This is a genomic window from Pseudomonas sp. D3-10, assembly GCF_051132175.1.
Classification (GTDB): domain Bacteria; phylum Pseudomonadota; class Gammaproteobacteria; order Pseudomonadales; family Pseudomonadaceae; genus Aquipseudomonas.
Genome location: NZ_CP071668.1, coordinates 653100 through 678391, shown reverse-complemented (window position 1 = coordinate 678391; position 25292 = coordinate 653100). Strand labels below are relative to the sequence as shown.

Here is a 25292-nt window from a genome sequence, read left to right as displayed (position 1 = left end):
CCGCCTTTCGAGAGCAGGCTCGCACCCACAGGGGATCGCGTTCTTCTTTTGAAGAAACTCGATCGAAGGCGGGAGCGAGCCTGCTCGCGGTGAGGCCGGTAGCATCACTACTCGGCTACCGAGTAGGCTTGACCGTGACCGGCGCCTTGCCCCCCTTCATCTGTTCAAGCAACGGCGCGCACTGGTTCGGCTCGCCACCGCTGGGCGCGACCAGGGCCAACAGCCCCGCCGCCGGTGCGGCGATGACACCCAGGGCAACCATCCCGGCACCGCGCAACATCAGTGGCACGGCCTTGACGCCGGCGGCAGGGTTGGCAAACGTGCCCCGCACGTACAGCGGCGAGCGTAGAGAAATCAACCGCCAGCCCTTGGACTCGGGCGTGACGGTCAGGTCCAGTTGTTCGGTGGCCATGTTCGCCGTACCGTCGATATAGATAATCGCGTTCTCGGTGTCGAACACGAACAGGCGCGTGGTCGCCAAGCCGGTCTTGATATCGAAGTCAGCCGCTGCGCAGTTGATCTTCACTTCCTTGTCGCCAAAGATTTTTCCCACCACGTAATTGCCGACGTTGAGCCCCGCCAGTTCCATCAGCTCGCGGCTGATGGCGCCGTCGTTGATGAGCATCTTCAGGGTGCCATTGGAGGTGCCCAGCAACGCCGCCACCGAATTGCCGCGTCCGGAAATATCCGCGTCGCCATTGAGTTCACCAAAACTGGTCTTCATTGGCTCGAATCCCGGGAACAACTGCTTGAGCTTGAAGCCCCGCGCAGTCAATTTCGCCTGGCCTTCGAGGGGCTGGGTGTGGCCGTTGAGGCGGATCTGCGCATCGAGCCGGCCACCGGCGACGCCAAAGCGCAGGGGCTCCAGGCTCAGTTGGCCGTCGTTGAGCACCAGGTGCGTGTAGAGATCGGTGAACGGCAACTGCTCGCTGTGAACGATACGCTTGCCGGTGAACTCCACGTCGGCGTCCATCGCACTCCAGCGTTCGGTGCGGAACTCCTCCACCGGCAACACCTTGTCGGACGGTTGTTTGCTGGCGCCGCCACGGGCTTTTTGTTCGGCATTGGAGTCCGCGCCGATCAGCGGCGCCAAATCACTGAACAACAACTGGTCGGACACCAGCGCACCGCTGAGTTTCGGCCGGGGCTGGCTGGCGACATAGGCCAGGTTACCGTGGATGTCACTGTCGCCAATCTTGCCGTTGAACGCCTCGTAGCGAAACTGTGCGCCGTCCGGCTCGTGGAGCTTGGCGATCAATCGGCCGTCCGTGGAATACGGTGGCGAATCCGGCAGGGTCACGCCCGTCAGCGGGTAAAGATTGGCCAGGCTGTTGCCGGACAGCTTCAAACGCAGGTCAAGGGCGCCGAGGTTCTTTGGGTCGGTCAGGGTGCCGGCCAGTTCGACGCGGGTGTCGGCGATCTTCGCCTGGGCCTGCAATGGAAAAGGTTGTGCCGCATCCTGCAACGCCAGCAGGCCGCCGACCTTGCCGGATCCGCTGAGACCCTGCCCGTGATATTGCCCGTCGACCTTGAAGGCAAAGGCATAGTCTTGTGGTGACGAGCCCTGTTCCCGGGTTCTTTTCGCGGTTTTTTCCCCGACGATATCACTGAAGGGAATGGGCTTGCCCAACGGGTCGACCAGCACGTCGAGCCGGGTCTTGAGCGTCTGGTCGTCGAGCGTGACATGCCCCTTGTCAAAACCGATGGCGCCGATGTCCACCACCCAACTGGACGGTTCGGCGTCCGGGTCCTTTGGATCGAACTGGAAAGTCCAATTGGCCCGTCCATCGGCCAGGCGCTGCAGGCTGGCGTCGGGGCCGGTCAGGTCGATACGCGGGATGGCCACCCGCCGCGCCAGCAACGCCAGGGGCGAGATATGCAACTCGACGCGCTTGAGCGTGACCATCTGCGGGAGCTTCGACCAATCCGGGTTGCCCAGGGTCAGGTCTTCGGCGACCACATGCGGCCATGGCAGCCATGCCCGCCAGCCGCCCTCGCGGGGTTCGCGCCGCCAGATCACCGCCAGGTTGCCATTGATTGCGAATGGGCGATGCAGCTCTTCGGAAACCTTGGCATTGAGCGCAGGCTTGATGCGGTTCCAATCGAAGAACGCGATGAACAGCACCAGCACGGTCAGCAGGACAACGAGGCAGGCAAAGCCCCAGGCGAAGATTTTTGAGGTGCGCGTCATGCACAAGGCTCCTGAGGCAGATGGACGTCCGGACCGCGACGTCTGGGGCAGCACGAACCTGTAGCCGGCTCGTTGCGATGATCGTTGGACAGGCAAAACGGCCAACAGGTTTACCACCAAGGGTGACGAACGGCACTAAAAAAACACGCACGAACCTGACCGACTCGACAGCTACCTGTTACCGCCCCCGCACATCTGCGGGGCGCGAGTGAGTACAAACTACCCACTTCAGGGCAAAACTGCTGCCCTGAAACCCCCGTTCTAGAGCCTTTGCGCGGAACAATCAATTCTGTTGATTATTACCATTGTCTTTATGAACTTTTATATCGACTTATCGAGAGTAGCATTGCCCTCGTACCCACTTTTCAGCCCTCCCGAGGAGCAACGATCATGAAACGCCAAATACTGATGAGCCTTTCCCTTTCACTGCTGGCCTCTACCGCTTTCGCCCTGCCAGCTTCCGAACAAGCCACTCCACAGGTCAAGGACAGCCACTCTGTCTACAGCCAAACCGTCGCCGAAGGTGGCCGTGACCGCCTGGAAGAAAAAGGCCTGGTTGAAGGTGGCTCCGACCGTACTCCACAAGGCCAGACCTTGGCTGCCGATGGCTCCGACCGTACTCCACAAGGCCAGACCTTGGCTGCCGATGGCTCCGACCGTACTCCACAAGGCCAGACCTTGGCTGCCGATGGTTCCGACCGTACTCCACTGGGCGAATCCCTGGCCGCTGACGGTTCCGACCGCACCCCACTGGGCGAATCCCTGGCCGCTGACGGTTCCGACCGCACCCCACTGGGCGAATCCCTGGCCGCTGACGGTTCCGACCGCACTCCACAAGGCCAGACCTTGGCTGCCGATGGTTCCGGTCGCACTCCACAAGGCCAACTGCTTGCTGCGGACGGCGGCGATCGCGTCATCAAACGCCGCGGCGAAGTGAGCTGAGCCCATGGTGGTTATGAAAAAAGCCCGATTCCTTGAATCGGGCTTTTGATTTTCCAGCACCTCGTTTTACCCGATTACCTCCTACCGTTCGACGACGGCAAAGCCGATTTGCTAGAGTGCGTCGCTCCCATGACTCGGAAGTCAGTCCTGCGATGCTGCCCCGCGCCGAACAGAAACAACAGACCCGAAACGCCCTGATGGACGCAGCCCGCCACTTGATGGAATGTGGCAGGGGGTTCGGCAGCCTGAGCCTGCGTGAAGTGGCCAAGACGGCAGGCATCGTACCGACCGGGTTCTACCGACACTTCCAGGACATGGACCAATTGGGCCTGGCACTCGTCAGCGAAGTCGGCCAGACCTTTCGCGAAACCATACGACTGGTACGTCACAACGAGTTCGTCATGGGCGGCATCATCGACGCGTCAGTGCGGATTTTTCTCGACGTGGTTCATGCCAACCGATCCCAGTTCCTGTTCCTGGCTCGCGAGCAATACGGTGGATCGCAGCCGGTCCGACAAGCCATCGCGAGGCTGCGTGAAGACATCAGCTCGGACCTGGCCGCCGACCTGGCGCTGATGCCGAAACTCCAGCATCTGGACCTCGCCGGGCTCAACGTAATGGCCGATCTCATCGTCAAGAGTGTCTTCGCCACCTTGCCGGACATCATTGACCCGCCCGCCGAAGCCCTGCCCGAGCACCTCACGCCCCAGGCGAAGATTACCCAGCAACTGCGGTTCATCTTCATTGGCCTCAAGCATTGGCGTGGATTGGGCAGTACCGAATAGCGCCTGATGTTTCCTTAGTGGGAAGGCGCTTGCTCGCGATGGCGGAGTCTCAGTCCCCTGATTGCTTACCTGACACACCGCCTCCCGAAAAACCACGGGACAGATGTTCCGTGATGTAGGAAAAGGCGCATCCGAGCCTGCGAACTTTCCTATTCGCTGCAAATGCCACCCGCGCCGGAATTGCGCTCAATCAGCGGCTCATCGTCTTATTCATCGCTTCCGAGAACTGTCAACGCGCCCTTGCGTAAGACGGACTGGTATAGGAGCCATGAAAATGAACGCAGAAGATTTTTTGCCCACGGTAGAGCCAGCCGTGGGCCGCCGTGCGCGCCGGAATGAAATGAAGGAGAACACCCAATGAACAGAGGCTATTTCATTGGCCGGGGCGACAAGACCACGTGTGGTGGTGAAGTGCTGGATGGCGATGGCAGGGTCAATATGTTCGGCCTGCTGCACGCCCGCGAAGGGGACCGGGTTTCGTGTGGAAAGGACGGAAAAATCTATCAGATCAGGGGCGGCATAGCGCACATGGTCAGCCATGGCAAGCGAATGGCCGGCACGTTGGATAGTCACAGTACCTGCCCCTGCAAAGCGCAACTGATCCCCTCGGTATCCTGGGCCACTTATGAAGGTGCGAATTCTGCACCGCAAGCCAACCGAGCCGCTCAGCCGGCTCCACAGCCCGCGACCGCGACCCACGCACCAAGTGCTTCACGCCAATCGTTTCTCGCCCCGTCAATCAGCCCGCCGCCCCGCACATCCACCCGCGTAGAACCCCTGGAACCGGGCTTCTACGTTGTGCCCAGAAGCGTGACCCGCGAAGCGCTGGAGGCGACGCTGTTCCAATCACCTGACCCGGCGGTGATGCGCAAATTCCGCGCGCTCAATCCTTATGGCGATGTGGTCAAGGCCGGTTCGATGATCGTGCTGAGCGATCCGAACAATCATCAATGCACCCGCGAAGAGGCGCTGTTGATGGAAACAGCAATATGGATCAACGATGCCCTTGAGCCGCTAAGCGCGGACGAGGCCGACTTCATGGCCCGGCATCGAGATGAAATCGAGACTTTCTTCGCCCAAGGCTCGACTGCCATCGGTGTTGGTGAAGCCATCTTCGCCAAAAATCTGGAGGACGTTAAAACTGTTCTGCGGGATATCGAGGCGTTGCATCAACGTACTTTCCGGCGCGATGGGCACTTACGGTCGTCGGATTTTTTTGCAGAGCGCAAACAACTGCTCTCTAGGCTCGACACTCATCTGACCACCCTGACGCGAAAGGGCACTGGGCTTCCAGATCATCCAAACTTGAAAAGCGCCTTGGGCATCTCCAGTCGCAGTTTGGTCCACCGTTGGACCAAGGCTGGTGGCGCAGGTCAGATTCCAGGTTATGCGACACATATTGAGGGTGTCTCCAAAGCGGCCAAAATCATCAAGTACGGGGGGTGGGTTGGCCCGATTATTGGTGGTGGCGCTTCGTATATGAAGGTCCAGGATGTTTGCACGGCAGATAGTGCGCAGGCTTGTAAGAAAGTTAAGTTCGCTGAGACTGGCAGCTTCGCGGGTGGCGTGGCAGGTGGTGTAGCAGCAGGCGCCGCCCTGACTGGGCCTGTGGTTGGAGCGATCTGTATCGGGTTAAGTGTGCCGACAGGAGGGTTGGCAATGGTGGGGTGCGGTCTTCTGGTGGTCGGAACGGGGTCGCTTGCGGGGGGTGTCCTTGGAGGAATACTGGGTGAAAAAACAGGCGAACTTATCTATGAGGCTGCCCAATGACTGTGAGCGTCTCTGAAAAATTATTTATGGTCGTTGGGATAATTGATTTGGGAGGAATTTTCATTTGGATTGGAATGTGTCTGTACTTGGCTTACAAAAAAATGGACCTAATATTGGATCACTTGAAAAATTGTTCAGCTGTCATGACGATCGCATCACTGCGCCATGGTGGTCCTTGGGGAAAATTGATGCTGGTAGGCGGTATTTCCGGACTCATCACCTTTCCCAATTTCTACCTCAAAAGAGGCGGACTTAATGTCGAAGACATAAATAGTTTTCCCGCGAGCCTTAAGCGCAAGCTAGTAGCACTGCAGTGGTGTGTCATCGCACTTCTATCGGTAATGATTGCTCTTGCCATGCTCGTTAAGTTTGGTCTCGCTTAGTCTTCCTGTCCCATAGCTCGACCTGTGTCTTGTGATTCAACTCTGATCGCGATGGTCAGCACATCATATGGCCAGAAAGGCACTGTCAGGCTTGAACTAGGCAGCGCTTTCGTTTGGGAGCGAGCTTGCTCGCGATGGGGGCAGGTCAGGCAACTCTGATGTCGGCTGGTCTACCACTATCGCGAGCAAGCTCGCTTCCACAGTGCGCCGTGCAAGCTACAAGATGGTGCGCAACACCACCAAGCGCACCATAACGGCACGCAATCCGCCCCATCCTGAAACGCCATCCCCAGGTATTTCCTACACCATCTTCGATTGGCAAGCCCCTTGCTCTAAACACAGCAATGTTCATTGCTGGAAGCACTCCGATGCTGGTGATTCACCGCAGAATCGACACACAACCAGGCTGGGACGCCGAGTTGCACCTGACCTTCGACGCACGCAGCAAAAGCCGCCTGCGCTGTTTCAGTGCCGAAGGCGAGGACGTGGGGCTGTTCCTCGAACGAGGCCAGCCACCGCTGTACGATGGCGAATGCCTGCAGGCCGAGGACGGGCGCATCGTGCGTGTCTGCGCGCGTCCCGAGCAGTTGCTGCATGTCACCTGCGCCAATGCGTTCGAGTTGACCCGCGCGGCCTACCACTTAGGTAATCGCCACGTGGCCCTGCAAGTAGGCGATGGCTGGCTGCGCTTGCTGGACGACTACGTGCTCAAGGCGATGCTCGAACAGTTGGGCGCCACCGCCGAATCCATCGAAGCCCCATTCCAGCCAGAACACGGCGCCTACGGCGGCGGCCACCATCATTCCCGGCACGGCGATGAAGATTTCAACTACGCGCCGCGCCTGCACCAGTTTGGTGTGCGCACATGAACCCGGCCTGGGCGCTGCTGCGCCTGGCCAGTCCGCAACTGCCGATTGGCGGCTACAGCTATTCCCAGGGATTGGAAATGGCGGTGGATAACGGCCAGGTTCGGACGCCCGACGACGCACGCCAATGGCTCAGCGACCAAATGCTGCTGAACCTGGCGCGCTTCGAAGCGCCTCTACTGCTGGCCCATTGCACAGCCGCCGCGGCTGACGATTGGGACGGGCTGCGGCAACTTTGCGAGCAACACCGCGCCAGCCGGGAAACCCGCGAGCTGTTTCAGGAAAGCCGGCAGATGGGTTACTCGTTGCAGCAGCTGCTCGCCGGCCTGCCGGAACTCGACAGTGCGGCCCGGAACTTTCTGCAGCAGCGCGGCGAACCCCACCTAGCGCTGGGCTGGGCCTTGGCGGCGCGCGCCTGGAACATCGGCCCGCAGGACGCCCTCGCCGCGTGGTTGTGGAGCTGGCTGGAAAACCAATTGGCGGTGCTGATGAAAACCCTGCCCCTGGGTCAACAAGCCGCCCAGCGTCTGACGAGCGAGTTGCTGCCGGTGCTTCAACAAGCCCAGCACATCGCCTCGAACATCGATCCCGATCATTACGGCAGCGCCGCGTTTGGCCTGTCCCTGGCGTGCATGGCTCATGAGCGCCAGTACAGCCGCCTGTTTCGTTCCTAGGAGACACATATGAACACACAACCTCTGCGCGTGGGTATCGGCGGCCCGGTGGGCTCCGGCAAGACCGCGCTCACGCTTGCCCTGTGCCTGGCCCTGCGCGAGCGCTACAACCTCGCGGTGGTCACCAACGACATCTATACCCGCGAGGACGCCGACTTCCTGGTGCGCAACGAAGCCCTGGCGCCGGAACGGATCATTGGCGTCGAAACCGGCGGCTGCCCACACACGGCGATCCGTGAAGACGCGTCGATCAATCTGGAAGCAGTGGACCAGTTGAACCGGCGTTTCCCAGGCCTGGACCTGATCCTGGTGGAGTCCGGCGGTGACAACCTGTCGGCTACCTTCAGCCCCGAACTGTCAGACCTGACCATCTACGTCATCGACGTTTCGGCGGGCGACAAGCTGCCGCGCAAAGGCGGGCCGGGTATCTGCAAGTCCGATTTGCTGGTGATCAACAAAATCGACCTGGCGCCACTGGTCGGCGCGTCCCTGGAAATGATGAACAGCGATACCCAGCGGATGCGCAACGGCAAGCCGTTCGTCTTCAGCAACCAGAAGACCGGCCAGGGCCTGGACGACATCATCGCCTTCATCGAGCGCCAAGGCCTGTTGACGGCCGCGTGATCTTTCCCATTCCAACAAGGAAGCTTCTCCATGACATGCAAACGTATCTGCGGCGCCCTCGCCCTGCTATTGACCCCGGCGCTGGCCTTCGCCCACCCCGGCCACGGCGATAATGGCCTGATCGCCGGGCTGGGCCACCCGATCGGCGGGCTCGATCATTTGCTGGCGATGCTCGCGGTCGGTTTGTGGGCCGCCCAACAACAAGGCGCTGCGCGCTGGGCACTGCCGTGTACCTTCGTCGGCGCAATGCTGCTTGGCGGCGTGCTGGGTTTTGAAGGCCTGCACCTTCCGGCGTTGGAAAGCGGGATCGCCGCCTCGGTACTCGCCCTGGGCCTGGCGGTGGCACTGGCCGTGCGTCCACCGCTGGGCCTGGCTGTCGCTGCGACTGCGGTGTTTGCGCTGTTCCATGGCGTGGCCCATGGCTTGGAGCTGCCGGACATGTCCAGCCCCTGGGCTTACGCCGTAGGCTTTGTCGCAGCGACAGCGGCGTTGCACGGCGCAGGTTTTGCGCTGGTGCGGGTGTTGCCGCGAGCGGCGGCGCCATTGGTGCGGTTGGCTGGGGCGGCTTCGGCGGCGGCTGGGGTTTGGCTGTTGGCGGGTTGATTCTCTAGCGCCCAGCCGGCCCTCATCGCGAGCAAGCTCGTACCCACACTTTGATCGGTGTACGCCCCGCCCTGTGGGAGCGAGCTTGCTCGCGATGACGGACTTACAGGCGTCATCTCTCTGGAGTCGGTCACTCTGCTACCATGTCGCGCATTCGCCCCCGCCGTGACGACGTCCGCCAATGCCTGATGCTTCCCGCCCCGCTCCCCAGCCTGAATTGACCGCCCTGTTCGCCACGGTGCGCCAGCATTTTCACGACGTGATCGTGCCGATGTGGCAGGGCCCGGGCTGGAATGCCGAACTGGCGTTGCCCTATGAATCCCTCGACAGCCAGCACCAGCCGCTGCCGCCCCAGCGTTACCGGGCCATGGCCTGTGCGCGGCAGCTGTATGTGTTCGCCAGCCTGATCGGTGAGGTGCCGCAGGCCGAGGAGCGCGCCGCCGCGTTGTTCCGCTCATTGCAGCGGCATTTCCACGACGCCGAACATGGCGGCTGGTTCTACAGCATCGACCCGCAGGGCGCGCCGCTGGACACGGGCAAAGACCTTTATACCCACGCGTTTATCCTGTTCGCCTGCGCCCATTACTGGGGCAAGGTTCGCGAGCCGTTGGTGGAATCGACGTTGAACGCCGCGCTGGAAGTGATCAGCCGGCGCTTCGCCACCGGAGACGGTCTCTACGAAGCCAGCCTGGGGCGTGACTGGTCGACCTGCCAATCCGGCCCGTTGCAGAATCCGCTGATGCACCTGGCCGAAGCGTTCCTGGCAACCCTCTCGGTTCGCGACGATGCCACCGTGCGCCAGGCGTTGCTGAGCCTTTGCGATGGGATGTACCGGCACTTCGTGGACCCGGAACAGAAGGTCATGATGGAGAAACCACTCAAGGCTGTGGATAACTGGTTCGAGCCAGGCCATCAATTCGAATGGTATTTCCTGCTGGCCTCATCGCCCTTGTTGCGTGGTGGCAAGCTGCACGCGGCGCTGGAGCACAGCTTTGGTTTTACCGAGCGACAAGGTGTCGATCCGGACTCCAGCGCGGTACGCGCGATGCTGAGCCTGGCGCCGCAATCGACCCCACGCGACGCCACTCAACGCATCTGGGCCCAAGCGGAATACCTGCGGGCATTGACGTTGCGCCCGGGAAGCGACAATGCCTTGCTGCGTCAACTGCAAGCGCTGCAGCAGCATTTCCTGCATCCCCGGGGCTGGAATGAATGTCTTGACGCCGACGGCATCGTCAGCCGCCGGGACATGCCTTCGACCACCCCTTATCATCTTCTGACCTGCTACCGCGGTCTGGCCGACTACCTGGCGTAACACTTTTCGTGGCGAGGGAGCTTGCACCCTCGCCACAAGAGCTCATCAATTCCAGCTCAATAAGGCCAGCGGTCAGGCCTTGTTGCGTTCGATGGCGAACCCGGCCCAGGTCTGGCTCACCGGCATCAGTTCGAGGCTGTTGATGTTGATGTGCGCCGGGGTGTTGAGCACCCAGAAAATGGTGTCGGCGATGTCCTGCGGTTGGATCGGCTCGGCGCCGGCGTAGGTCGCGTCGTAGCGCGCCTGGTCGCCACCAAAACGCACCAGCGAGAACTCGCTCTCGCACAGCCCCGGCTCGATGTTGCTCACCCGCACACCCGTGCCTTGCAAGTCGCAACGCAGGTTCAGGGAGAACTGTTTGACGAACGCCTTGCTCGCGCCATAAACATGGCTGCCTGGATACGGGTAATTACCGGCAATGGAACCCAGGTTGATGATCCCGGCGCCACGACCATGGGCGATCAGGCGCGGCAGCAGCAGGCGCGTGCTGTAGATCAGACCTTTCACATTGGTGTCGACCATGGTGTCCCAATCATCAAGGTCGCACTTGGGCGCCGGATCGACGCCCAAGGCCAGGCCGGCATTGTTGATCAGCCCGCGCAGCGTGGCAAAGGATGGCGGAAGGTTGCCGATGGCCTCTTCCATGGCCTTGCGATCACGCACATCCAGCACCAGGCCATGGACCTCGGTCTGCTTCGACAGCTCGGCACAAAGGGCATCGAGGCGTTCTTCACGACGGCCGGTCAGCACCAGCTTCCAACCGGCCTCGGCGAAACGACGGGCACAGGCTTCACCAAAACCGGACGTCGCGCCAGTGATAAACAGGGTGTCAGACATCGTGTTCTCCTTGCTTGGGCTTCAAACAGCCATTGAATGGAAATCGGCCCACAGCATGCCCGGGCTGGCCCGCCAGGGGCAAGGCTTGATCAACGCTTTAATCCTGCGATTGCTCAAAAAACAAACAATAAGCGTCAGGCCTTGTCCAGTAAGGGCCGCAGCGGGTTGCCCGCACCTTATCCACAGGTAGGTCCACAATAAACGGGGGCAAGTGGAAAACCGGTAACCCTTTGTGCACAAGGCTTTGCGCGGGTTTTGGAATATTTTTTCGCTTGACCTGGCAAGTCAGGTTGTGCAGATCAGGTTATCTGCTATAAGGCGGCGCTTGATGCCGCGATGGCTCCAAGCCAGCAATCACGCCGCTGAGCGCCGTCTTTCCAGAGTTTAGTCACAGACTTATCCACAGGCTTGCCCCCAGACTTTCGAGCCCATTTCCACCCACATAAAACTGTTGACAACAGCCGCTCCCCTTTAACCAAAAATGCCTGATCAAAAAACGATCACAGGCCTGAAAGGCACGTATTCAAAGGCTTACAGCCAGCTACTCCCACGTTACCCACAGCCAGTTCCACAGCAAACGGGGACAAGTCAAAACCGTGACAAAACAACTGTTTGCGGCGACTTTATGTCGCGGTTTCACAGAGGGTCAGGATTGTTGTCCACAATTCTGAAAAACGTACAAAGCCCCTGTGGGAGCGAGCCTGCTCGCGAAGGCGAAGTGTCAGATACATGGATGTCGACTGATCCACCGCTTTCGCGAGCAGGCTCGCTCCCACAGAGGCCGAAGGTGAATTGGGGAAATAAAAAAACCGGCGATCCCTCGCCGGTTCCTCATTGCAGCCGCCGCCTCAATGGCCGCCAAGATACGCGTTACGCACCTCTTCGTTGGCGAGCAGTTCCTTGCCGGTACCGGTCAGGCGGATTTCGCCGTTGACCATGACATAGGCCCGGTCCGACAACTTGAGCGCGTGGTTGGCGTTCTGTTCCACCAGGAAAATAGTCATCCCGGTGGAAGCCAATTCACGCAGGGTGGCGAAGATCTGTTTCACCACGATCGGCGCCAGCCCCAGGCTCGGCTCATCGAGCAGCAACAACTTCGGCCGGCTCATCAGTGCCCGGGCAATGGCGAGCATTTGTTGCTCGCCGCCGGACATGGTCATGGCCCGCTGGTTGCGCCGCTCCTTGAGCCGGGGAAACAACTCGAACATGCGCTGCATGTCTTCGCTGGCATATTTGTCGCCAATGGGGATGGTGCCCATCAGCAGGTTTTCCTCGACGGTCATGTCCGGGAATACCCGCCGTCCTTCCGGCGATTGGGCGATACCGTTGGAGGCGATGTAGTGCGACGACTTGTGGGTGATGTCCACGCCTTGGTAGATGATCTGCCCGCCCGCAGCGCGGGGCTGGCCGAAGATCGACATCAGCAGCGTGGATTTGCCCGCGCCGTTGGAGCCGATCAGGCTCACCGTTTCGCCTTCGCCAATGTGCATCGAGACTTTCTTCAGGGCCTGGATCGGCCCGTAAAATACGTCCAGTTCCTTGAGTTCGAGGATAGGTCCACTCATACCAGCTCCTCTTCGTCGGCGCCCAGGTAGGCCGCGATCACCTTCGGATCGTTGCGAATCGCCTCGGGACCACCCTCGGCGATCACGTTGCCGTGGTCCAGCACCACGATGTGGTCGGAAATACTCATCACCATGCCCATGTCGTGTTCGATCAGCACCACGGTCAAATCATGCTCGTCGCGCAGCAGCCGAATCATTGCGCTCAGCGCTTCGGTTTCCTGGGGGTTGAGGCCGGCGGCCGGTTCGTCGAGGCAGATGATCTGCGGACGCGTGCACATGGCCCGGGCGATTTCCAGGCGGCGCTGCTGGCCGTAGGAAAGCTCGCCGGCCAGGCGGTTGGCGCAATCCACCAAGTCCACCACTTCCAGCCAATAGAAGGCATGGTCCAGGGCGTCGCTTTCAGCTTTGCGATAGCCCTTGGTGTTGAGGATGCCCGCGATCAGGCTGCGGTTGACCCACATGTGCTGGGCCACCAGCAGGTTTTCCAGTACCGACATTTCCTTGAACAGACGAATGTTCTGGAAGGTGCGCGCCAGGCCGGCGCGGTTCACCAGGTGGGTGCCGCCGAACATCTTGTAGTACAGCCGGCTGGCGAAGGATTTCGGCGAGACAAAATCAGTAGGACGAAACGCTTCGCCCAACAGCTTGATCACGTTGGTCTGTTCGCCGCGTACGTTGAGTTCGATCTTGCCGCCCGAGGCCTTGTAGAAGCCGGTCAGGCAGTTGAACACGGTGGTCTTGCCCGCGCCGTTGGGGCCGATCAGGGCGAAGATCGAGTTGCGCTCGACCTGCAGGCTCACGTCGCTGAGGGCTTTGATGCCACCAAACTGCATCATCAGGTTTTCGACTTTGAGTACGACTTCGCTCATGGCGCTACCCCCTTGCGCGGCGTCACGCCGGTACGGCTGATACGAATCAGGCCGCGCGGGCGCCAGATCATCATCAACACCATCAACACGCCGAACAGCAGCACCCGGTATTCAGAGAAACTGCGCAGAAGCTCCGGTGCCACGGTGAGCACGAATGCCGCGATCACTACACCCACCGTCGACCCCATGCCGCCCAGCACGACGATGGCCAGAATCAGCGCCGACTCGAAGAAGGTGAACGAGGATGGGTTGACGAAGCCCTGATAGCTGGCGAAAAACACACCCGCCAGGCCCGCGGTGGAGGCACCGATGGTGAAGGCCGAGAGCTTGACCAGCACATGGTTCAGGCCCATGGAGCGGCAGGCAATTTCATCTTCGCGCAAGGCTTCCCAGGCGCGACCGACCGGCATGCGGGTCAGGCGATGCTTGATATACAGCACCAACAGGACGGTGATGAACAGCACGATGTAAATGAACAGGAATTTGACGTTGGGGTTGTAGTCGATGCCGAAGAACTCATGGAACGGCACCCCACCGTCCTTCGCTCGCCTGCCAAATTCCAGGCCCATGAAGGTCGGGGAAGGCACCGGCATGCCATTCGGTCCGCCAGTGAACGACAGCCAGTTATTGAGCACCAACCGGATGATTTCGCCAAACCCCAGGGTCACGATGGCCAGGTAGTCACCGTGCATTCGCAACACCGGGAAGCCCAATATGCACCCGGCCATCGCCGCTGCGATGGCGGCCAGCGGCAACACGGTCCAGAAACCCAGCCCCAGGTATTGGTAGCCCAGCGCCAGCCCATAGGCACCGATGGCGTAGAACGCCACATAACCCAGGTCGAGCAGCCCGGCCAGGCCGACCACGATGTTCAGGCCCAGGCCCAACAGCACGTAAATCAGCCCGAGGATGACCACCGTCAGCACGTACTTGTTGGCGAAGAATGGAAACACGATGGCGATCACGATCAGCGCCGGGATGATCCAGCGCAGGCGCGACTTGTAGTCCGGAGGCAGCACATGCACGCCGGAGCCGGTGCTCTCGAAACCCTGGAGAATCTTGAGTCCCTTGGGGGTTTGCAGGAACAGGCTCAGGGCAAAGCGCCCGACCATCACGATCGCCACCAGCCAGCCGACGCGGGCCGGCTGCAGGTTGAAACTGTAGCCATCGAGCACCACGCCGACGATCGGCCCGAACACAATCAGCGAGATCAGGCCGGCCAGGATCGCGTCGATGACGCTCTGTTTGATATCAAGCGGTTTATTGGCAGCAGACATACTTACACCTTCGCCACGAGTGGGCGACCCAACAGGCCTTGGGGACGGAAGATCAGAATCAGCACCAGCAGCGAGAAACTGAACACGTCTTTGTAGTCGGAGTTGATCAGACCGGAGAACAGCGACTCGGAAATCCCGAGGATGATCCCGCCGAGCATCGCCCCAGGCAGGGAGCCGATGCCGCCGAGTACCGCCGCGGTGAACGCCTTGATGCCGATGATGAAGCCGGCATAGAAGTCGAAGGTGCCGTAGTTCATGGTGATCAGCACACCGGCCAGGGCCGCCATGGCTGCACCGATGATGAACACGTAGGAAATCACCCGGTCGGTGTTGATCCCCAGGATCGAGGCCATCTTGCGGTCTTGCTGGGTGGCGCGGCACATGCGTCCGAGCTTGGTGTACTTGATGATGTAGGTCAGCAGCGCCATGCCGGCGAACGCGGCGATCAGAATGAAGATCTTGGTGTAGGTGAGCTGCACGAAACCGGTACCGATGTCGACGCGCATGGCGCCTTCAAGCAGTGTCGGAACACCCTGTTGGCGGGCGCCCTGGCTGATCTGTGCGTAGTTTTGCAGGATCAGCGAAATGCCGATGGCACTGATCAGCGGTGCCAGCCGGGTTGAGTTGCGCAGGGGTTTGTAGGCGACGCGTTCGATGACCCAGCCGTAGACCCCGGTGACCACGACCGTGAACACGAGGGTGCCAAGGATCATCAGCGGAAAGGATTCGATACCGAAGTAAGCCAGCAGAGCCAGACTGATTGCCGCGAGGTAAGCGGAAATCATGTAAACCTCGCCGTGGGCGAAGTTGATCATGCCGATGATGCCGTAGACCATTGTGTAGCCGATGGCGATCAGACCATAGACCGACCCGAGGGTCAGGCCATTGATCAGTTGCTGCAGGAAAATACCATCCATAACGCAATCTCACGCAGTGAGACAGCACATCCCGGGGACGCGACGACGGGTTCGAAGCCCAGCGCCCAAAAATGTGCGGCTCGTAGAAAAAAACAGACGGGCCGTTGGCTAATGCCAATCAGGACAGGGTGAGCACAGTCTCTGTGGCGAGGGAGCTTGCTCCCTCGCCACAGGCTAGTCATCCCTTCAAATTACTTCTGTTTTTCCAACTGGTGGTATTTGCCATCCTTGTCCCACTGGTAGACCACGTAGTCGGAGACTTTCAGGTCACCCTTGGAATCCCAGGTTTTTTCGCCCATGACGGTTTTCACCGGGTTGGCTTTCAGCCACTTGGCAGCGTCTTCGCCCTTGTTGGACTTGGCGCCGTTGAAGCCGGCGGCCAAGGCCTGGACCGACGCATAGGCGTACAACGTGTAGCCTTCAGGCTCGACGCCCTGGGCACGGAAAGCGTCCACTACGGCCTTGCTGTCGGGCAGCAGGCGTGGGTCGGCGCCAAAGGTCATGTACACGCCATCGACGTATTGCGCGCCGCCAGCGGTGGTGACCAGTTCGTCGGTGACGATGCCGTCATCGGACATGAATTTCACGTCCTTGAGGCCTTGTTCGCGCAGCTGGCGAACCAACGGGCCGGCTTCCGGATGCAGGCCGCCGAAGTAGACCACGTCGGCACCGGCCGAACGGATCTTGGTGACCACGGCGCTGAAGTCTTTTTCACCACGGGTCAGGCCTTCGTACAACACCGGGGTCACACCACGCTTGGCCAGTTGTGCCTTGGTGGCATCCGCCAGGCCTTGGCCGTAGGTGTCCTTGTCGTGCAGCACGACGACTTTCTTGCCCTTGAGAACATCGACGATGTAGTCGCCGGCCACGATGCCTTGCTGGTCGTCACGACCGCACATACGGAACATCGCGCTCAGGCCACGCTCGGTCACGGCAGGGTTGGTGGAGCCAGGGGTCATGGCGATGACGCCGGCTTCGTCATAGACCTCGGAAGCCGGGATGGTGTTGGACGAGCAGAAGTGCCCGACCACACCGATGACCTTGTCCTGGTCAACCAGACGGTTGGCCACGGCCACGGCTTGCTTGGGTTCGCAGGCGTCGTCGCCGGCTACCAGTACGATTTTTTCGCCGTTGACGCCACCCGCTTTGTTGATGACATCGGCCGCTGCCTGCGCACCTTTCATGTATTGCTCGCCAAACGCAGCGTTGGCACCGGTCATCGGCCCCGCCACACCGAATTTCACATCAGCTTGAGCAAACGCAGAAACACCCAGCGCAGTTGCCACTGCGAGGGCCAGAAAGCCTTTCTTGTAAAACGTCTGGGACATGAGGTGGTGCTCCAAGGTTTTTTTTAGTTGGCACTGCGACTTCACTTCACTGAAAAGCTCAGAGCAAGGGCCGTGCCATCGGTTTTTTATTCTTAAAAAAGTCGCTGCTTTATTGTTATTTCGACTGTTTCGGGCCCTTTTTCACAGGGCGTGCAACCGTCTAAACCGCAAGAGGTGCAACCTGATTTAAAAGTAGGTAAAACCCTCCCTGAGCCATCATTGCAACCGCCGCATGAAACGGCGTGCAACCACTGTGTAACAACCTACGTCACCGAACTGCACACTGTCGGTGCGCGGCTGCTACAACCCGCACCATAACAGGCTAGACGTTGAACTAAAAAACGCCGCCATCCGAAACACTTTTCAACAATCAGATGACGATGCGCAAGCACTGGCCCGCGTGGTACAGCGAAAAGCCCGCTTCATACAGGCAACTGCGCAGGCCGACACCCGCCAAAGGCTGCATCGGCGCGAAGGGGATCGGCAGCGCCTTGGCATCGCCGTGGCACAGGTAATCGGCAAATGCCTTGCCCACGACAGTGCCGGTGGTCACGCCCCGCCCGTTGTAACCGGTCACTGCCACCAGGCCGGGGGCCGGTTCGAACAGACGCATCAAATGATCAGGCGTGAAAGCGATGCAACCGGTCCAGGTGCATTCCCATTCCACCGGCTTCAGGTAAGGGAAATAGTGCTGCTGCACCCGGTCAGCCCAGGCCTTGAGGAACCAGGCTGGCTTGCGGTTACCGTTGCCCAGGCTGCCCAGCAGCAGGCGACCGTCCTTGTCCCGGCGAATGCTGCTCAACACCTGGCGGGTATCCCAAGAGCCCTGCCCGCCCGGCAGGATGCGTCGGGCCGCCTCGTCGTCCAGCGTGACCGAGGCCACCTGGTAGTAATAACCGGGGAAAAAATTGCGCCGCAATTCGGTCCAGTCGCCCTCGGTATAGGCGTTGGAGGCGATCACGACTTGCTCGGCCAGCACCGAGCCCTGGGCGGTCTGAACCGACCAACGCTGGCCTTGGCGCTCCAACCGCGTCACCGGCGAATGGTCGAACATCTGGGCGCCAAGATCCTTGGCGGCTTTGGCCAGTCCACTGGCATAGGCCATCGGATTGAGCGTGCCGGCCCGACGATCGAGCAACGCCGCGGCGATCTTGTCGGTGCCGGTGGCATCGACACAGGCTTGGCCGGTGAGCAGCTCAACCGGCGCGCCACGGCGCTTCCATTGTTCTTCGCGGCTGCGCAGGTCCGCCTCGCCCCGGGCGTTATGGGCCATGTGCAAGGTACCTTCGCGGCGCAGCTGGCAATCGATGGCGTACTTGTCGACAAGGCTGAACACCAACGCCGGCGCGGCGCCCAGCATACGGTTGAGCTGGCTGCCCACTGCCGCGCCAAACCCAGCCTCGATCTCGTCCGGCGGGATCCACAGGCCGGCATTCACCAGCCCAACGTTACGCCCCGATCCGCCATGCCCGGCCCGATGAGCTTCAAGCACCGCGACACGCTTGCCTTGCTCCAGCAAATGCACCGCCGCCGACAGGCCGGTAAAACCTGCGCCGATGACGCAGACGTCCACCTTGATCTCGCCAGTGAGCGCAGTATTTTCAGGCCTTTGCGGCGTCAGTTTTTCCCACAGACATTCTTCGCGTAACGGCATTGCCAGACTCCAACAGAAACCCAACAAACACACAATTCAATGTAGGAGCGAGCCTGCTCGCGATGGCGGCGAATCAGTCACATCAGAAGTGATTGGCACACCGCTATCGCGAGCAGACTCGCTCCCACAAGGACACTTGACCGGTTCTCAGTCAAACGTAATCCCCTGCGCCAACGGCAACTCCAGCGAGTAATTCACGGTGTTTGTCTGACGGCGCATGTAGGCGCGCCATGCATCGGAGCCGGATTCGCGACCGCCGCCGGTTTCCTTTTCGCCACCGAAGGCGCCGCCGATTTCCGCGCCGCTCGGGCCGATGTTGACGTTGGCGATGCCGCAGTCGCTGCCCACCGCCGACATGAATTGCTCGGCTTCACGCACGTCGGTGGTGAAAATGCAGGAGGACAGGCCCTGGGGCACGGAGTTGTTCAAGTCCAGCGCTTCAGCGAAATCCTTGTAGCCGACCACATAAAGAATCGGTGCGAACGTTTCATGGCGCACCACGTCGCTTTGCTCCGGCATCTCGACGATGGCGGGCGAAACGTAATAGGCATTCGGGAACTGATCTTCGAGCTGGCGCTTGCCGCCAAACACCCGCCCGCCTTCGCTCAGGGCCTGCTCCAGTGCGTCCTGCATGTTCTCGAAGCTTTGCTTGTCGATCAGCGGGCCCACCAGATTGCCTTCCAACGGATGACCGATGCGCACTTTCGAGTAAGCAGCCTTGAGCCGGGTGACGATTTCTTCCTTCACCGACTCATGGGCGATCAGCCGGCGCAAGGTGGTGCAGCGCTGGCCGGCGGTGCCGACGGCGCTGAACAGGATCGCGCGCACCGCCATGTCCAGGTCGGCGCTCGGGGCCAGAATCATGGCGTTGTTACCGCCCAATTCGAGAATGCTGCGGGCGAAGCGCGCCGCGACTTTCGGCGCCACTTCACGCCCCATGCGGGTGCTGCCTGTGGCGCTGATCAACGCCACGCGCGGGTCGTCCACCAAGGCTTCGCCGGCATCGCGACCGCCGATGATCACCTGGCTCAGGTACGGTGGCGCGTCGCTGAAGTTCTTCAGTACGCGCTCGAACAAGGCCTGGCACGCCAGGGCGGTCAGCGGAGTCTTTTCCGAAGGCTTCCAGATCACCGGGTTGCCGCAGACCAGGGCCAACGTGGTGTTCCAGGCCCAGACTGCAACAGGAAAGTTGAAGGCGCTGATTACGCCGACCACGCCCAGCGGGTGCCAGGTCTCACGCATGTGATGGCCGGGGCGCTCCGACGCGATGGTCAGGCCGTAAAGCTGGCGGGACAGGCCGACGGCGAAATCGCAGATGTCGATCATCTCTTGCACTTCGCCCAGGCCTTCCTGGGTGATTTTGCCGGCTTCCCAGGACACCAGTTCACCGAGGTCGGCCTTGTATTCACGCAACAGATCGCCGAACTGGCGCACCAGCTCGCCACGACGGGGGGCCGGCACCTTGCGCCACAGGTCAAAGGCATGCTCGGCCCGGCTGACCTGCTGCTCGACCTCGGCGGCGCCTTCCCAGTTCACCGCGCCGATGCGACTGCCATCGATGGGCGAATGCACTGGCTGTGTGCCGTTCTGGTACAAGGCCGGGTCGACACCCAGACGATCAAGCAATGCAGCAACCATGGGTAAATTCCTCAAGCGAAAGACAATGGGTTGGCAGCCGGACGAACACGGCTGATCAGACCTGTAGTTGTAGCTGGCCCGAGACTTGCCAACAAACGACCTTTAAGCGAGATATCATTCCGTTTATTCATGCTGCCACTGAAGCAGACTCTTCAGCACAAAAGCAGAGCGACAAAAAATAAGGCTCCATCATGCTCAATAAACGCTATTTGCCGTCGATCACCGCGCTGCAGTGCTTCGAAGCGGTGACCCGTCACCTGAGCTTCACCCGCGCCGCCGAAGAATTGAACCTGACCCAGAGCGCCGTCAGCAAACAGGTCGCGCAGTTGGAAGAGTTGCTCCAGCATTTGCTGTTCCGTCGCGTGCGTCGACGCCTGCAATTGACTCCCGCAGGGGATTTGTACCTGGGGGAAGTACGAAAAATCCTCACCCAAGTTGAGATGTCCACTCATTACCTGCGTTCCTACGGTGGTGACACCGAAGTCCTGCGCGTGTCTACGCCACCAACGTTCGGTGCGCGCTGGCTGGTCCCACGGCTCAAGGGCTGGCGCCTGCGCCATCCCAGCATTCATCTGGACCTGTGCAGCGAGCAAGAGGCCGATGACTTACAGCAAGGTCGCAGTGACCTGGCGTTCTATTTTGGCCAAGCCTCACGACCCGGAACTGAATCCTTGAAACTGTTCGGCGAAGAACTGGTGCCAGTCTGCGCTCCGGGCAGCCTGCCGGACCAGCCTTTCACCGACCCGACGCAACTGACCGATCTGGTCCTGCTGCAAAACGCCTCGCGCCCACAGGCTTGGCACGACTGGTTCGAAGACCTGGGTTATCACACCGAACACAGCTACCACGGGCCGCGCTTCGAAACCTTCTATATGTGCATCCGCGCAGCCCAGGTCGGCTGCGGCGTGGCCCTGCTGCCCAGGTTCCTGGTGGAAGAAGAACTGGCCGACGGCAAGCTGGTCATTCCCTGGCAGCATGCGATGCCCAGCACCAATGCCTATTATCTGGCTTATCCGGAACATTCGGCGGAAGTGCCCAAGGTGCGGATGTTCGTGGAGTGGATGTTGGAGCAGATCGACGGTGCTGATATTGCGCAACAATAAGAGGGCTCCTCGCCACAAAGGCGTGTGAGGCAAAAAACACTGGCAAAACCCACCACGGTTATGCGCCACTAGCCCTTTCACTACGAACTGCCGTACGCCGCTGCCCGCCGCAGCCACCTGTCTGGAGATTCACGTTATGAGCGAGAGTGTATTTGCCGATCGCATCGTGCAGAACCTGCTCGACACCGACTTCTACAAGCTGACGATGATGCAGGCGGTGCTGCATAACTACCCCAACGTCGAAGTGGAGTGGGAGTTCCGCTGCCGAAACAGCGAAGACCTGCGGCCCTACCTGGCGGAGATCCGCTTCCAGATCGAACGCTTGGCCGAGCTGAGCCTGAGCGCCGACCAGTTGGGTTTTCTCGAACGCATCTGCTTCTTGAAACCGGACTTCCTGCGCTTTCTGGGCCTGTTCCGTTTCAACCTGCGCTATGTGCACACGGGCATCGAAAACGGCGAGCTGTTTATCCGCCTGCGCGGGCCATGGCTGCACGTCATCCTGTTCGAAGTGCCTTTGCTGGCCATTGTCAGCGAAGTGCGCAACCGCTATCGCTACCGTGAAATCGTTCTGGAACAGGCGCGGGAACAGCTTTATCGCAAGTTCGACTGGCTGAACGCCAATGCCAGTGCCGAGGAATTGTCCGAACTGCAAGTGGCCGATTTCGGCACCCGCCGTCGGTTCTCCTACCGAACCCAGGAAGAAGTGGTCAACGTGCTCAAGCACGACTTCCCGGGACGCTTCGTCGGCACCAGCAACGTGCATCTGTCCCGTGAACTGGACATGAAACCCTTGGGCACCATGGCCCATGAGTGGATCATGGCTCACCAGCAACTGGGCCCAAGGCTGATCGACAGTCAGATCGCCGCGCTCGACTGCTGGGTGCGCGAATACCGAGGGCTGCTGGGCATCGCGCTGACCGATTGCATCACCATGGACGCCTTCCTCAAGGATTTCGATCTGTTCTTCGCCAAGCTGTTTGACGGCTTGCGCCATGATTCGGGTGACCCGGTCATCTGGGCCGAGAAAGCCATTGCCCACTATCACAAGCTGGGTATCGACCCGATGAGCAAGACCCTGGTGTTCTCCGACAGCCTGACATTGCCAAAATGCCTGGAGATTTTCCGCGCCTTGCGTGGTCGCATTAATGTGAGCTTTGGTATCGGGACCAACCTGACCTGTGACATTCCAGGCGTGGAGCCCATGAGCATCGTGCTTAAAATGATCAGTTGTGACGGGCAACCCGTGGCCAAGATTTCAGACGAGCCCGGTAAGACCCACTGCAAGGACCCGAATTTCGTCGCCTATATGCGACATGTTTTCCAAGTACCTGCCGCCCTTTCTGGCACATCAAGCAAGGAGTGAATTCATGCAAGCCGTACAGCGTGAGATTGCTGAACAGCTCAAGGTCCAACCGCCATTTGCCGATGACGCCGCCCTCAAGGCCGAAATCGCTCGTCGGGTGAGCTTCATCCAGGACTGCCTCGTCAACTCCGGGCTCAAGAGCCTGGTACTGGGCATCAGCGGCGGGGTCGACTCGTTGACCGCCGGCCTGTTGGCCCAGCGTGCCGTGCGCGAGTTGCGGGAAAAAACCGGCAATGCGGCGTACAAGTTCGTTGCCGTGCGCTTACCGTACGAGACCCAGTTCGACGAACACGAAGCCCAGGCCTGTGTCGATTTCATCGAGCCAGACGAGCGCCATACCGTCAATATCGGCCCGGCGGTCAAGGCATTGGCCAAGGAAGTCCTCGCGTTCGAGGGCAAGGCGCCGGGCTCGCGGGATTTCGTGTTGGGCAATACCAAGGCGCGGATGCGCATGGTGGCGCAATACACCATCGCCGGCGCCGAACAGGGCATGGTGATCGGCACCGATCATGCGGCCGAAGCGGTGATGGGGTTCTTCACCAAGTTCGGTGACGGCGCCTGCGACCTGGCGCCGCTGAGTGGGCTGGTGAAAAACCAGGTCCGGGCCATCGCCCGCGACTTTGGCGCGCCGGAATCGCTGGTGGAAAAAGTCCCCACCGCCGACCTGGAAGACCTGTCGCCTGGCAAGCCGGACGAAGCGGCCCACGGCGTGACCTATGCCGAGATCGACGCGTTCCTGCATGGCCAACCGATTCGCGAAGAAGCGGCGAAGATTATCTGCGACACCTACCGCAAGACCGAGCACAAGCGAGTGATGCCGTACGCTCCTTGACCACCATTTGGTGGACAGGCCCATGTAGGAGCAAGCTTGCTCCCACAAAGGTTATTGCCTGGTATAAAAAAAGCGCCCTGCACGGGGGCGCTTTTTTCTGCCTGAAATTTGTTACTTCAGGGTAACCGTGCCTTTCATCATCGAGATGTGGCCCGGGAACGAGCAGAAGAAACCGTACTTCTCGGCAGCGTCCAGCTTAGAGACATCGAAAGTCACCGAGTCGGTTTCCTTGGCGCCGATAACCTTGGTGTGTGCGATAACGCGGGCGTCACCCTCCTTGAGATAGTTCTTGTCGATACCGGCGCCCAGGCCATCGGTGGCGATCGGCTGCATGTCGGCCTCTTTGCTCAGCACCCAGTTATGACCCATCACGTTTTTCGGCAGGTTACCCGAGTGAGTCAGCTCAACGGTGAACGTCTTGCAGCTCTTATCGATTTCGATGGCCTTGGTGCTGAAGGTCATCTGGTCGGTGGAATCGATGGTGGTTTTGCACTCCGCTGCCATCAGTTGGCTGCTGGCCAGCGTCAACAGGGATACTGCTACAAGTTTGGCGAACATCATGAATCTCCAAAGCATGGTTAACGAAATCCGTCAGAGGGGAAGACTGCCTGATTTTCTGGCAAGTTCCTATGACCTGAGTCAAAGATTGTATACAACTTAAGACTATCAGCCTGATGGACAGAATCAACCGGCCAGAAGTATGACGCACCTCTAAGATCTGTCCCATCAACCCTGGAGTGCTGGTCATGAACCTCAACAGCCTGTTATGCAGCTTGCTCGCCGCCTACGCCTGCGGTGCCAGTGGCACCTATGAAAAACCTCGCCGCGAGGTTTAATTCTTTGCGCAACAAAGGGCAGGCTTTACTCTGGTCCGGTCATCGAATCGCGGAGTGAAGCATGTCCATAGCGTCTGTTTGTGTATTTTGCGGCGCCAGCACCGGCAGCCACCCGGCCTATCTGGAAGCGGCCCAGGCCCTGGGCCGTGCTTTGGCCGAACGAAAACTCACCTTGGTCTACGGCGGTGGCGCGGTCGGTCTTATGGGTGTCGTTGCCGATGCAGCCCTCGCCGCTGGCGGCGAAGTGATTGGCATCATCCCGCAAAGTTTGAAAGACAAGGAAATCGGTCACAGCGGCCTGACGCGCCTTGAAGTGGTAGACGGCATGCATGCGCGCAAGGCCCGCATGGCTGAGCTCAGCGACGCCTTCATCGCCTTGCCCGGCGGGCTCGGCACCCTGGAGGAACTGTTCGAAGTCTGGACCTGGGGTCAGCTCGGTTATCACGGCAAGCCGCTGGGGCTGCTGGAAGTGAACGGTTTCTACAGCAAGCTCACCGGCTTCCTCGATCATATCGTCGGCGAAGGCTTCGTCCGCGCGCCGCATCGTGACATGCTGCAGGTGAGCGAATCTGCGCACACACTGCTCGATGCGCTGGACGAATGGCAACCGTCCGTGCAGCCAAAGTGGGCCGAACAAAAACCAAGCTAACGGCTCGGTCCCGATACAGGGCAGAATACGCGCCGCTCAACCTCACCTTCGACCCCAGAGGATCGCCCATGGCTAAACCCAATTATTCCTTCGCCAAACGTCAAAGAGACCTGGCCAAGGAGCAGAAGAAAGAGGAAAAGCTCCAGCGCAAGAAGGCTTCGGCTGAAGAAGCGGCCCTGAACCCGGACAGCGACGGCGACGGCGCGGCAGAAAACGATGTGGATGTGCCGAAAGACCAGGCACCCGACGCCTGAATTCAGCGTTCCGTCGA

24 protein-coding genes are annotated in these 25292 nt (G+C 60.1%); 14 read left to right on the top strand and 10 right to left on the bottom strand.

The features are described from left to right. Nucleotides 1-115: 115 nt before the first annotated feature. Nucleotides 116-2191 carry an AsmA family protein gene (locus J3P90_RS02905; protein ID WP_434675801.1) on the bottom strand — a complete coding sequence of 692 codons (2076 nt, stop codon included), beginning with the start codon at nt 2189-2191 and terminating at the stop codon, nt 116-118. A 390-nt stretch (nt 2192-2581) separates the two neighbouring features. Between J3P90_RS02905 and J3P90_RS02900 the strand changes: the two genes are divergently transcribed. The 9 genes from J3P90_RS02900 (at nt 2582) to J3P90_RS02860 (ending at nt 10153) form a co-directional block, all read left to right on the top strand. Then, a complete protein-coding gene (locus J3P90_RS02900; protein WP_434675800.1) occupies nt 2582-3133 on the top strand; it encodes a hypothetical protein in 552 nt (183 codons plus the stop codon). A 152-nt stretch (nt 3134-3285) separates the two neighbouring features. Further along, complete coding sequence (locus J3P90_RS02895) at nt 3286-3918, top strand: TetR family transcriptional regulator (protein ID WP_039592574.1); 633 nt, start codon at nt 3286-3288, stop codon at nt 3916-3918. Nucleotides 3919-4275: 357 nt separating this feature from the next. Then, nucleotides 4276-5688, top strand: a complete 1413-nt coding sequence (locus tag J3P90_RS02890) for a PAAR domain-containing protein (RefSeq protein WP_434675799.1) — start codon at nt 4276-4278, stop codon at nt 5686-5688. Continuing rightward, nucleotides 5685-6071, top strand: a complete 387-nt coding sequence (locus tag J3P90_RS02885) for a hypothetical protein (protein WP_420766225.1) — start codon at nt 5685-5687, stop codon at nt 6069-6071. Before J3P90_RS02890 ends, J3P90_RS02885 begins: the two co-directional genes overlap by 4 nt. A 368-nt stretch (nt 6072-6439) precedes the next feature. Next, nucleotides 6440-6940, top strand: a complete 501-nt coding sequence (gene ureE / locus J3P90_RS02880) for an urease accessory protein UreE (protein WP_434649100.1) — start codon at nt 6440-6442, stop codon at nt 6938-6940. Further along, the gene (locus J3P90_RS02875; protein WP_434560936.1) at nt 6937-7611 is read left to right on the top strand and encodes an urease accessory protein UreF; all 675 of its coding nucleotides are present in this window, start codon (nt 6937-6939) and stop codon (nt 7609-7611) included. Before ureE ends, J3P90_RS02875 begins: the two co-directional genes overlap by 4 nt. Nucleotides 7612-7620: 9 nt before the next feature. Beyond that, complete coding sequence (gene ureG, locus J3P90_RS02870; RefSeq protein ID WP_420766222.1) at nt 7621-8235, top strand: urease accessory protein UreG; 615 nt, start codon at nt 7621-7623, stop codon at nt 8233-8235. Between the two features lie 30 nt (nt 8236-8265). Beyond that, the gene (locus tag J3P90_RS02865; protein ID WP_434560938.1) at nt 8266-8838 is read left to right on the top strand and encodes a HupE/UreJ family protein; all 573 of its coding nucleotides are present in this window, start codon (nt 8266-8268) and stop codon (nt 8836-8838) included. Nucleotides 8839-9019: 181 nt separating this feature from the next. After that, on the top strand, nt 9020-10153 hold the full coding sequence (locus J3P90_RS02860) for an AGE family epimerase/isomerase (protein WP_434675798.1): 1134 nt from the start codon (nt 9020-9022) through the stop codon (nt 10151-10153). Nucleotides 10154-10225: 72 nt separating this feature from the next. On the opposite strand, the gene J3P90_RS02855 is transcribed toward J3P90_RS02860, so the two are convergent. The 8 genes from J3P90_RS02855 to amaB all read right to left on the bottom strand — a co-directional run bounded on the left by J3P90_RS02855 (nt 10226) and on the right by amaB (nt 20238). After that, a complete protein-coding gene (locus J3P90_RS02855; protein ID WP_434608057.1) occupies nt 10226-10990 on the bottom strand; it encodes an SDR family oxidoreductase in 765 nt (254 codons plus the stop codon). 848 nt (nt 10991-11838) lie between these two features. After that, nucleotides 11839-12555 (bottom strand): ABC transporter ATP-binding protein, encoded by a 717-nt coding sequence (locus J3P90_RS02850; RefSeq protein WP_053117959.1) that lies wholly within the window; start codon nt 12553-12555, stop codon nt 11839-11841. Further along, on the bottom strand, nt 12552-13424 hold the full coding sequence (locus tag J3P90_RS02845) for an ABC transporter ATP-binding protein (protein ID WP_420766217.1): 873 nt from the start codon (nt 13422-13424) through the stop codon (nt 12552-12554). Before J3P90_RS02845 ends, J3P90_RS02850 begins: the two co-directional genes overlap by 4 nt. Next, nucleotides 13421-14701, bottom strand: coding sequence for a high-affinity branched-chain amino acid ABC transporter permease LivM (livM, locus tag J3P90_RS02840; protein WP_434560944.1), 1281 nt, complete (start codon nt 14699-14701; stop codon nt 13421-13423). The genes J3P90_RS02845 and livM overlap by 4 nt, the downstream gene beginning before the upstream one ends. Nucleotides 14702-14703: 2 nt before the next feature. Further along, nucleotides 14704-15618 carry an ABC transporter permease subunit gene (locus tag J3P90_RS02835; protein WP_420766215.1) on the bottom strand — a complete coding sequence of 305 codons (915 nt, stop codon included), beginning with the start codon at nt 15616-15618 and terminating at the stop codon, nt 14704-14706. Nucleotides 15619-15809: 191 nt separating this feature from the next. After that, complete coding sequence (locus J3P90_RS02830; RefSeq protein ID WP_420766214.1) at nt 15810-16946, bottom strand: ABC transporter substrate-binding protein; 1137 nt, start codon at nt 16944-16946, stop codon at nt 15810-15812. 370 nt (nt 16947-17316) lie between these two features. Beyond that, the gene (amaA, locus tag J3P90_RS02825; RefSeq protein WP_434675797.1) at nt 17317-18600 is read right to left on the bottom strand and encodes an L-pipecolate oxidase; all 1284 of its coding nucleotides are present in this window, start codon (nt 18598-18600) and stop codon (nt 17317-17319) included. 147 nt (nt 18601-18747) lie between these two features. Continuing rightward, complete coding sequence (gene amaB / locus J3P90_RS02820) at nt 18748-20238, bottom strand: L-piperidine-6-carboxylate dehydrogenase (RefSeq protein ID WP_420766212.1); 1491 nt, start codon at nt 20236-20238, stop codon at nt 18748-18750. A 191-nt stretch (nt 20239-20429) separates the two neighbouring features. On the opposite strand from amaB, the gene J3P90_RS02815 reads away from it, so the two are divergent. The 3 genes from J3P90_RS02815 to nadE all read left to right on the top strand — a co-directional run bounded on the left by J3P90_RS02815 (nt 20430) and on the right by nadE (nt 23536). After that, nucleotides 20430-21341, top strand: coding sequence for a LysR family transcriptional regulator (locus J3P90_RS02815; RefSeq protein WP_420766211.1), 912 nt, complete (start codon nt 20430-20432; stop codon nt 21339-21341). Between the two features lie 136 nt (nt 21342-21477). Next, nucleotides 21478-22704 carry a nicotinate phosphoribosyltransferase gene (gene pncB, locus J3P90_RS02810; protein ID WP_420766210.1) on the top strand — a complete coding sequence of 409 codons (1227 nt, stop codon included), beginning with the start codon at nt 21478-21480 and terminating at the stop codon, nt 22702-22704. A gap of 4 nt (nt 22705-22708) precedes the next feature. Next, nucleotides 22709-23536 (top strand): ammonia-dependent NAD(+) synthetase, encoded by an 828-nt coding sequence (gene nadE, locus J3P90_RS02805; RefSeq protein ID WP_420766209.1) that lies wholly within the window; start codon nt 22709-22711, stop codon nt 23534-23536. A 111-nt stretch (nt 23537-23647) separates the two neighbouring features. On the opposite strand, the gene azu is transcribed toward nadE, so the two are convergent. Continuing rightward, entirely contained in the window at nt 23648-24094 is a 447-nt protein-coding gene (gene azu / locus J3P90_RS02800) for an azurin (protein ID WP_434560950.1), read from the bottom strand. 339 nt (nt 24095-24433) lie between these two features. On the opposite strand from azu, the gene J3P90_RS02795 reads away from it, so the two are divergent. Further along, nucleotides 24434-25021, top strand: coding sequence for a TIGR00730 family Rossman fold protein (locus tag J3P90_RS02795; protein ID WP_434608065.1), 588 nt, complete (start codon nt 24434-24436; stop codon nt 25019-25021). A gap of 68 nt (nt 25022-25089) precedes the next feature. After that, on the top strand, nt 25090-25275 hold the full coding sequence (locus J3P90_RS02790; protein WP_434675796.1) for a hypothetical protein: 186 nt from the start codon (nt 25090-25092) through the stop codon (nt 25273-25275). Nucleotides 25276-25292: the final 17 nt, after the last annotated feature.

What these genes read in the sequence shown, in the direction of transcription:
- J3P90_RS02905 (WP_434675801.1), bottom strand. Translation starts at nt 2,191, where the DNA reads ATGACGCGCACCTCAAAAATCTTCGCCTGGGGCTTTGCCTGCCTCGTT.
- J3P90_RS02900 (WP_434675800.1), top strand. Translation starts at nt 2,582, where the DNA reads ATGAAACGCCAAATACTGATGAGCCTTTCCCTTTCACTGCTGGCCTCT.
- J3P90_RS02895 (WP_039592574.1), top strand. Translation starts at nt 3,286, where the DNA reads ATGCTGCCCCGCGCCGAACAGAAACAACAGACCCGAAACGCCCTGATG.
- J3P90_RS02890 (WP_434675799.1), top strand. Translation starts at nt 4,276, where the DNA reads ATGAACAGAGGCTATTTCATTGGCCGGGGCGACAAGACCACGTGTGGT.
- J3P90_RS02885 (WP_420766225.1), top strand. Translation starts at nt 5,685, where the DNA reads ATGACTGTGAGCGTCTCTGAAAAATTATTTATGGTCGTTGGGATAATT.
- ureE (WP_434649100.1), top strand. Translation starts at nt 6,440, where the DNA reads ATGCTGGTGATTCACCGCAGAATCGACACACAACCAGGCTGGGACGCC.
- J3P90_RS02875 (WP_434560936.1), top strand. Translation starts at nt 6,937, where the DNA reads ATGAACCCGGCCTGGGCGCTGCTGCGCCTGGCCAGTCCGCAACTGCCG.
- ureG (WP_420766222.1), top strand. Translation starts at nt 7,621, where the DNA reads ATGAACACACAACCTCTGCGCGTGGGTATCGGCGGCCCGGTGGGCTCC.
- J3P90_RS02865 (WP_434560938.1), top strand. Translation starts at nt 8,266, where the DNA reads ATGACATGCAAACGTATCTGCGGCGCCCTCGCCCTGCTATTGACCCCG.
- J3P90_RS02860 (WP_434675798.1), top strand. Translation starts at nt 9,020, where the DNA reads ATGCCTGATGCTTCCCGCCCCGCTCCCCAGCCTGAATTGACCGCCCTG.
- J3P90_RS02855 (WP_434608057.1), bottom strand. Translation starts at nt 10,990, where the DNA reads ATGTCTGACACCCTGTTTATCACTGGCGCGACGTCCGGTTTTGGTGAA.
- J3P90_RS02850 (WP_053117959.1), bottom strand. Translation starts at nt 12,555, where the DNA reads ATGAGTGGACCTATCCTCGAACTCAAGGAACTGGACGTATTTTACGGG.
- J3P90_RS02845 (WP_420766217.1), bottom strand. Translation starts at nt 13,424, where the DNA reads ATGAGCGAAGTCGTACTCAAAGTCGAAAACCTGATGATGCAGTTTGGT.
- livM (WP_434560944.1), bottom strand. Translation starts at nt 14,701, where the DNA reads ATGTCTGCTGCCAATAAACCGCTTGATATCAAACAGAGCGTCATCGAC.
- J3P90_RS02835 (WP_420766215.1), bottom strand. Translation starts at nt 15,618, where the DNA reads ATGGATGGTATTTTCCTGCAGCAACTGATCAATGGCCTGACCCTCGGG.
- J3P90_RS02830 (WP_420766214.1), bottom strand. Translation starts at nt 16,946, where the DNA reads ATGTCCCAGACGTTTTACAAGAAAGGCTTTCTGGCCCTCGCAGTGGCA.
- amaA (WP_434675797.1), bottom strand. Translation starts at nt 18,600, where the DNA reads ATGCCGTTACGCGAAGAATGTCTGTGGGAAAAACTGACGCCGCAAAGG.
- amaB (WP_420766212.1), bottom strand. Translation starts at nt 20,238, where the DNA reads ATGGTTGCTGCATTGCTTGATCGTCTGGGTGTCGACCCGGCCTTGTAC.
- J3P90_RS02815 (WP_420766211.1), top strand. Translation starts at nt 20,430, where the DNA reads ATGCTCAATAAACGCTATTTGCCGTCGATCACCGCGCTGCAGTGCTTC.
- pncB (WP_420766210.1), top strand. Translation starts at nt 21,478, where the DNA reads ATGAGCGAGAGTGTATTTGCCGATCGCATCGTGCAGAACCTGCTCGAC.
- nadE (WP_420766209.1), top strand. Translation starts at nt 22,709, where the DNA reads ATGCAAGCCGTACAGCGTGAGATTGCTGAACAGCTCAAGGTCCAACCG.
- azu (WP_434560950.1), bottom strand. Translation starts at nt 24,094, where the DNA reads ATGTTCGCCAAACTTGTAGCAGTATCCCTGTTGACGCTGGCCAGCAGC.
- J3P90_RS02795 (WP_434608065.1), top strand. Translation starts at nt 24,434, where the DNA reads ATGTCCATAGCGTCTGTTTGTGTATTTTGCGGCGCCAGCACCGGCAGC.
- J3P90_RS02790 (WP_434675796.1), top strand. Translation starts at nt 25,090, where the DNA reads ATGGCTAAACCCAATTATTCCTTCGCCAAACGTCAAAGAGACCTGGCC.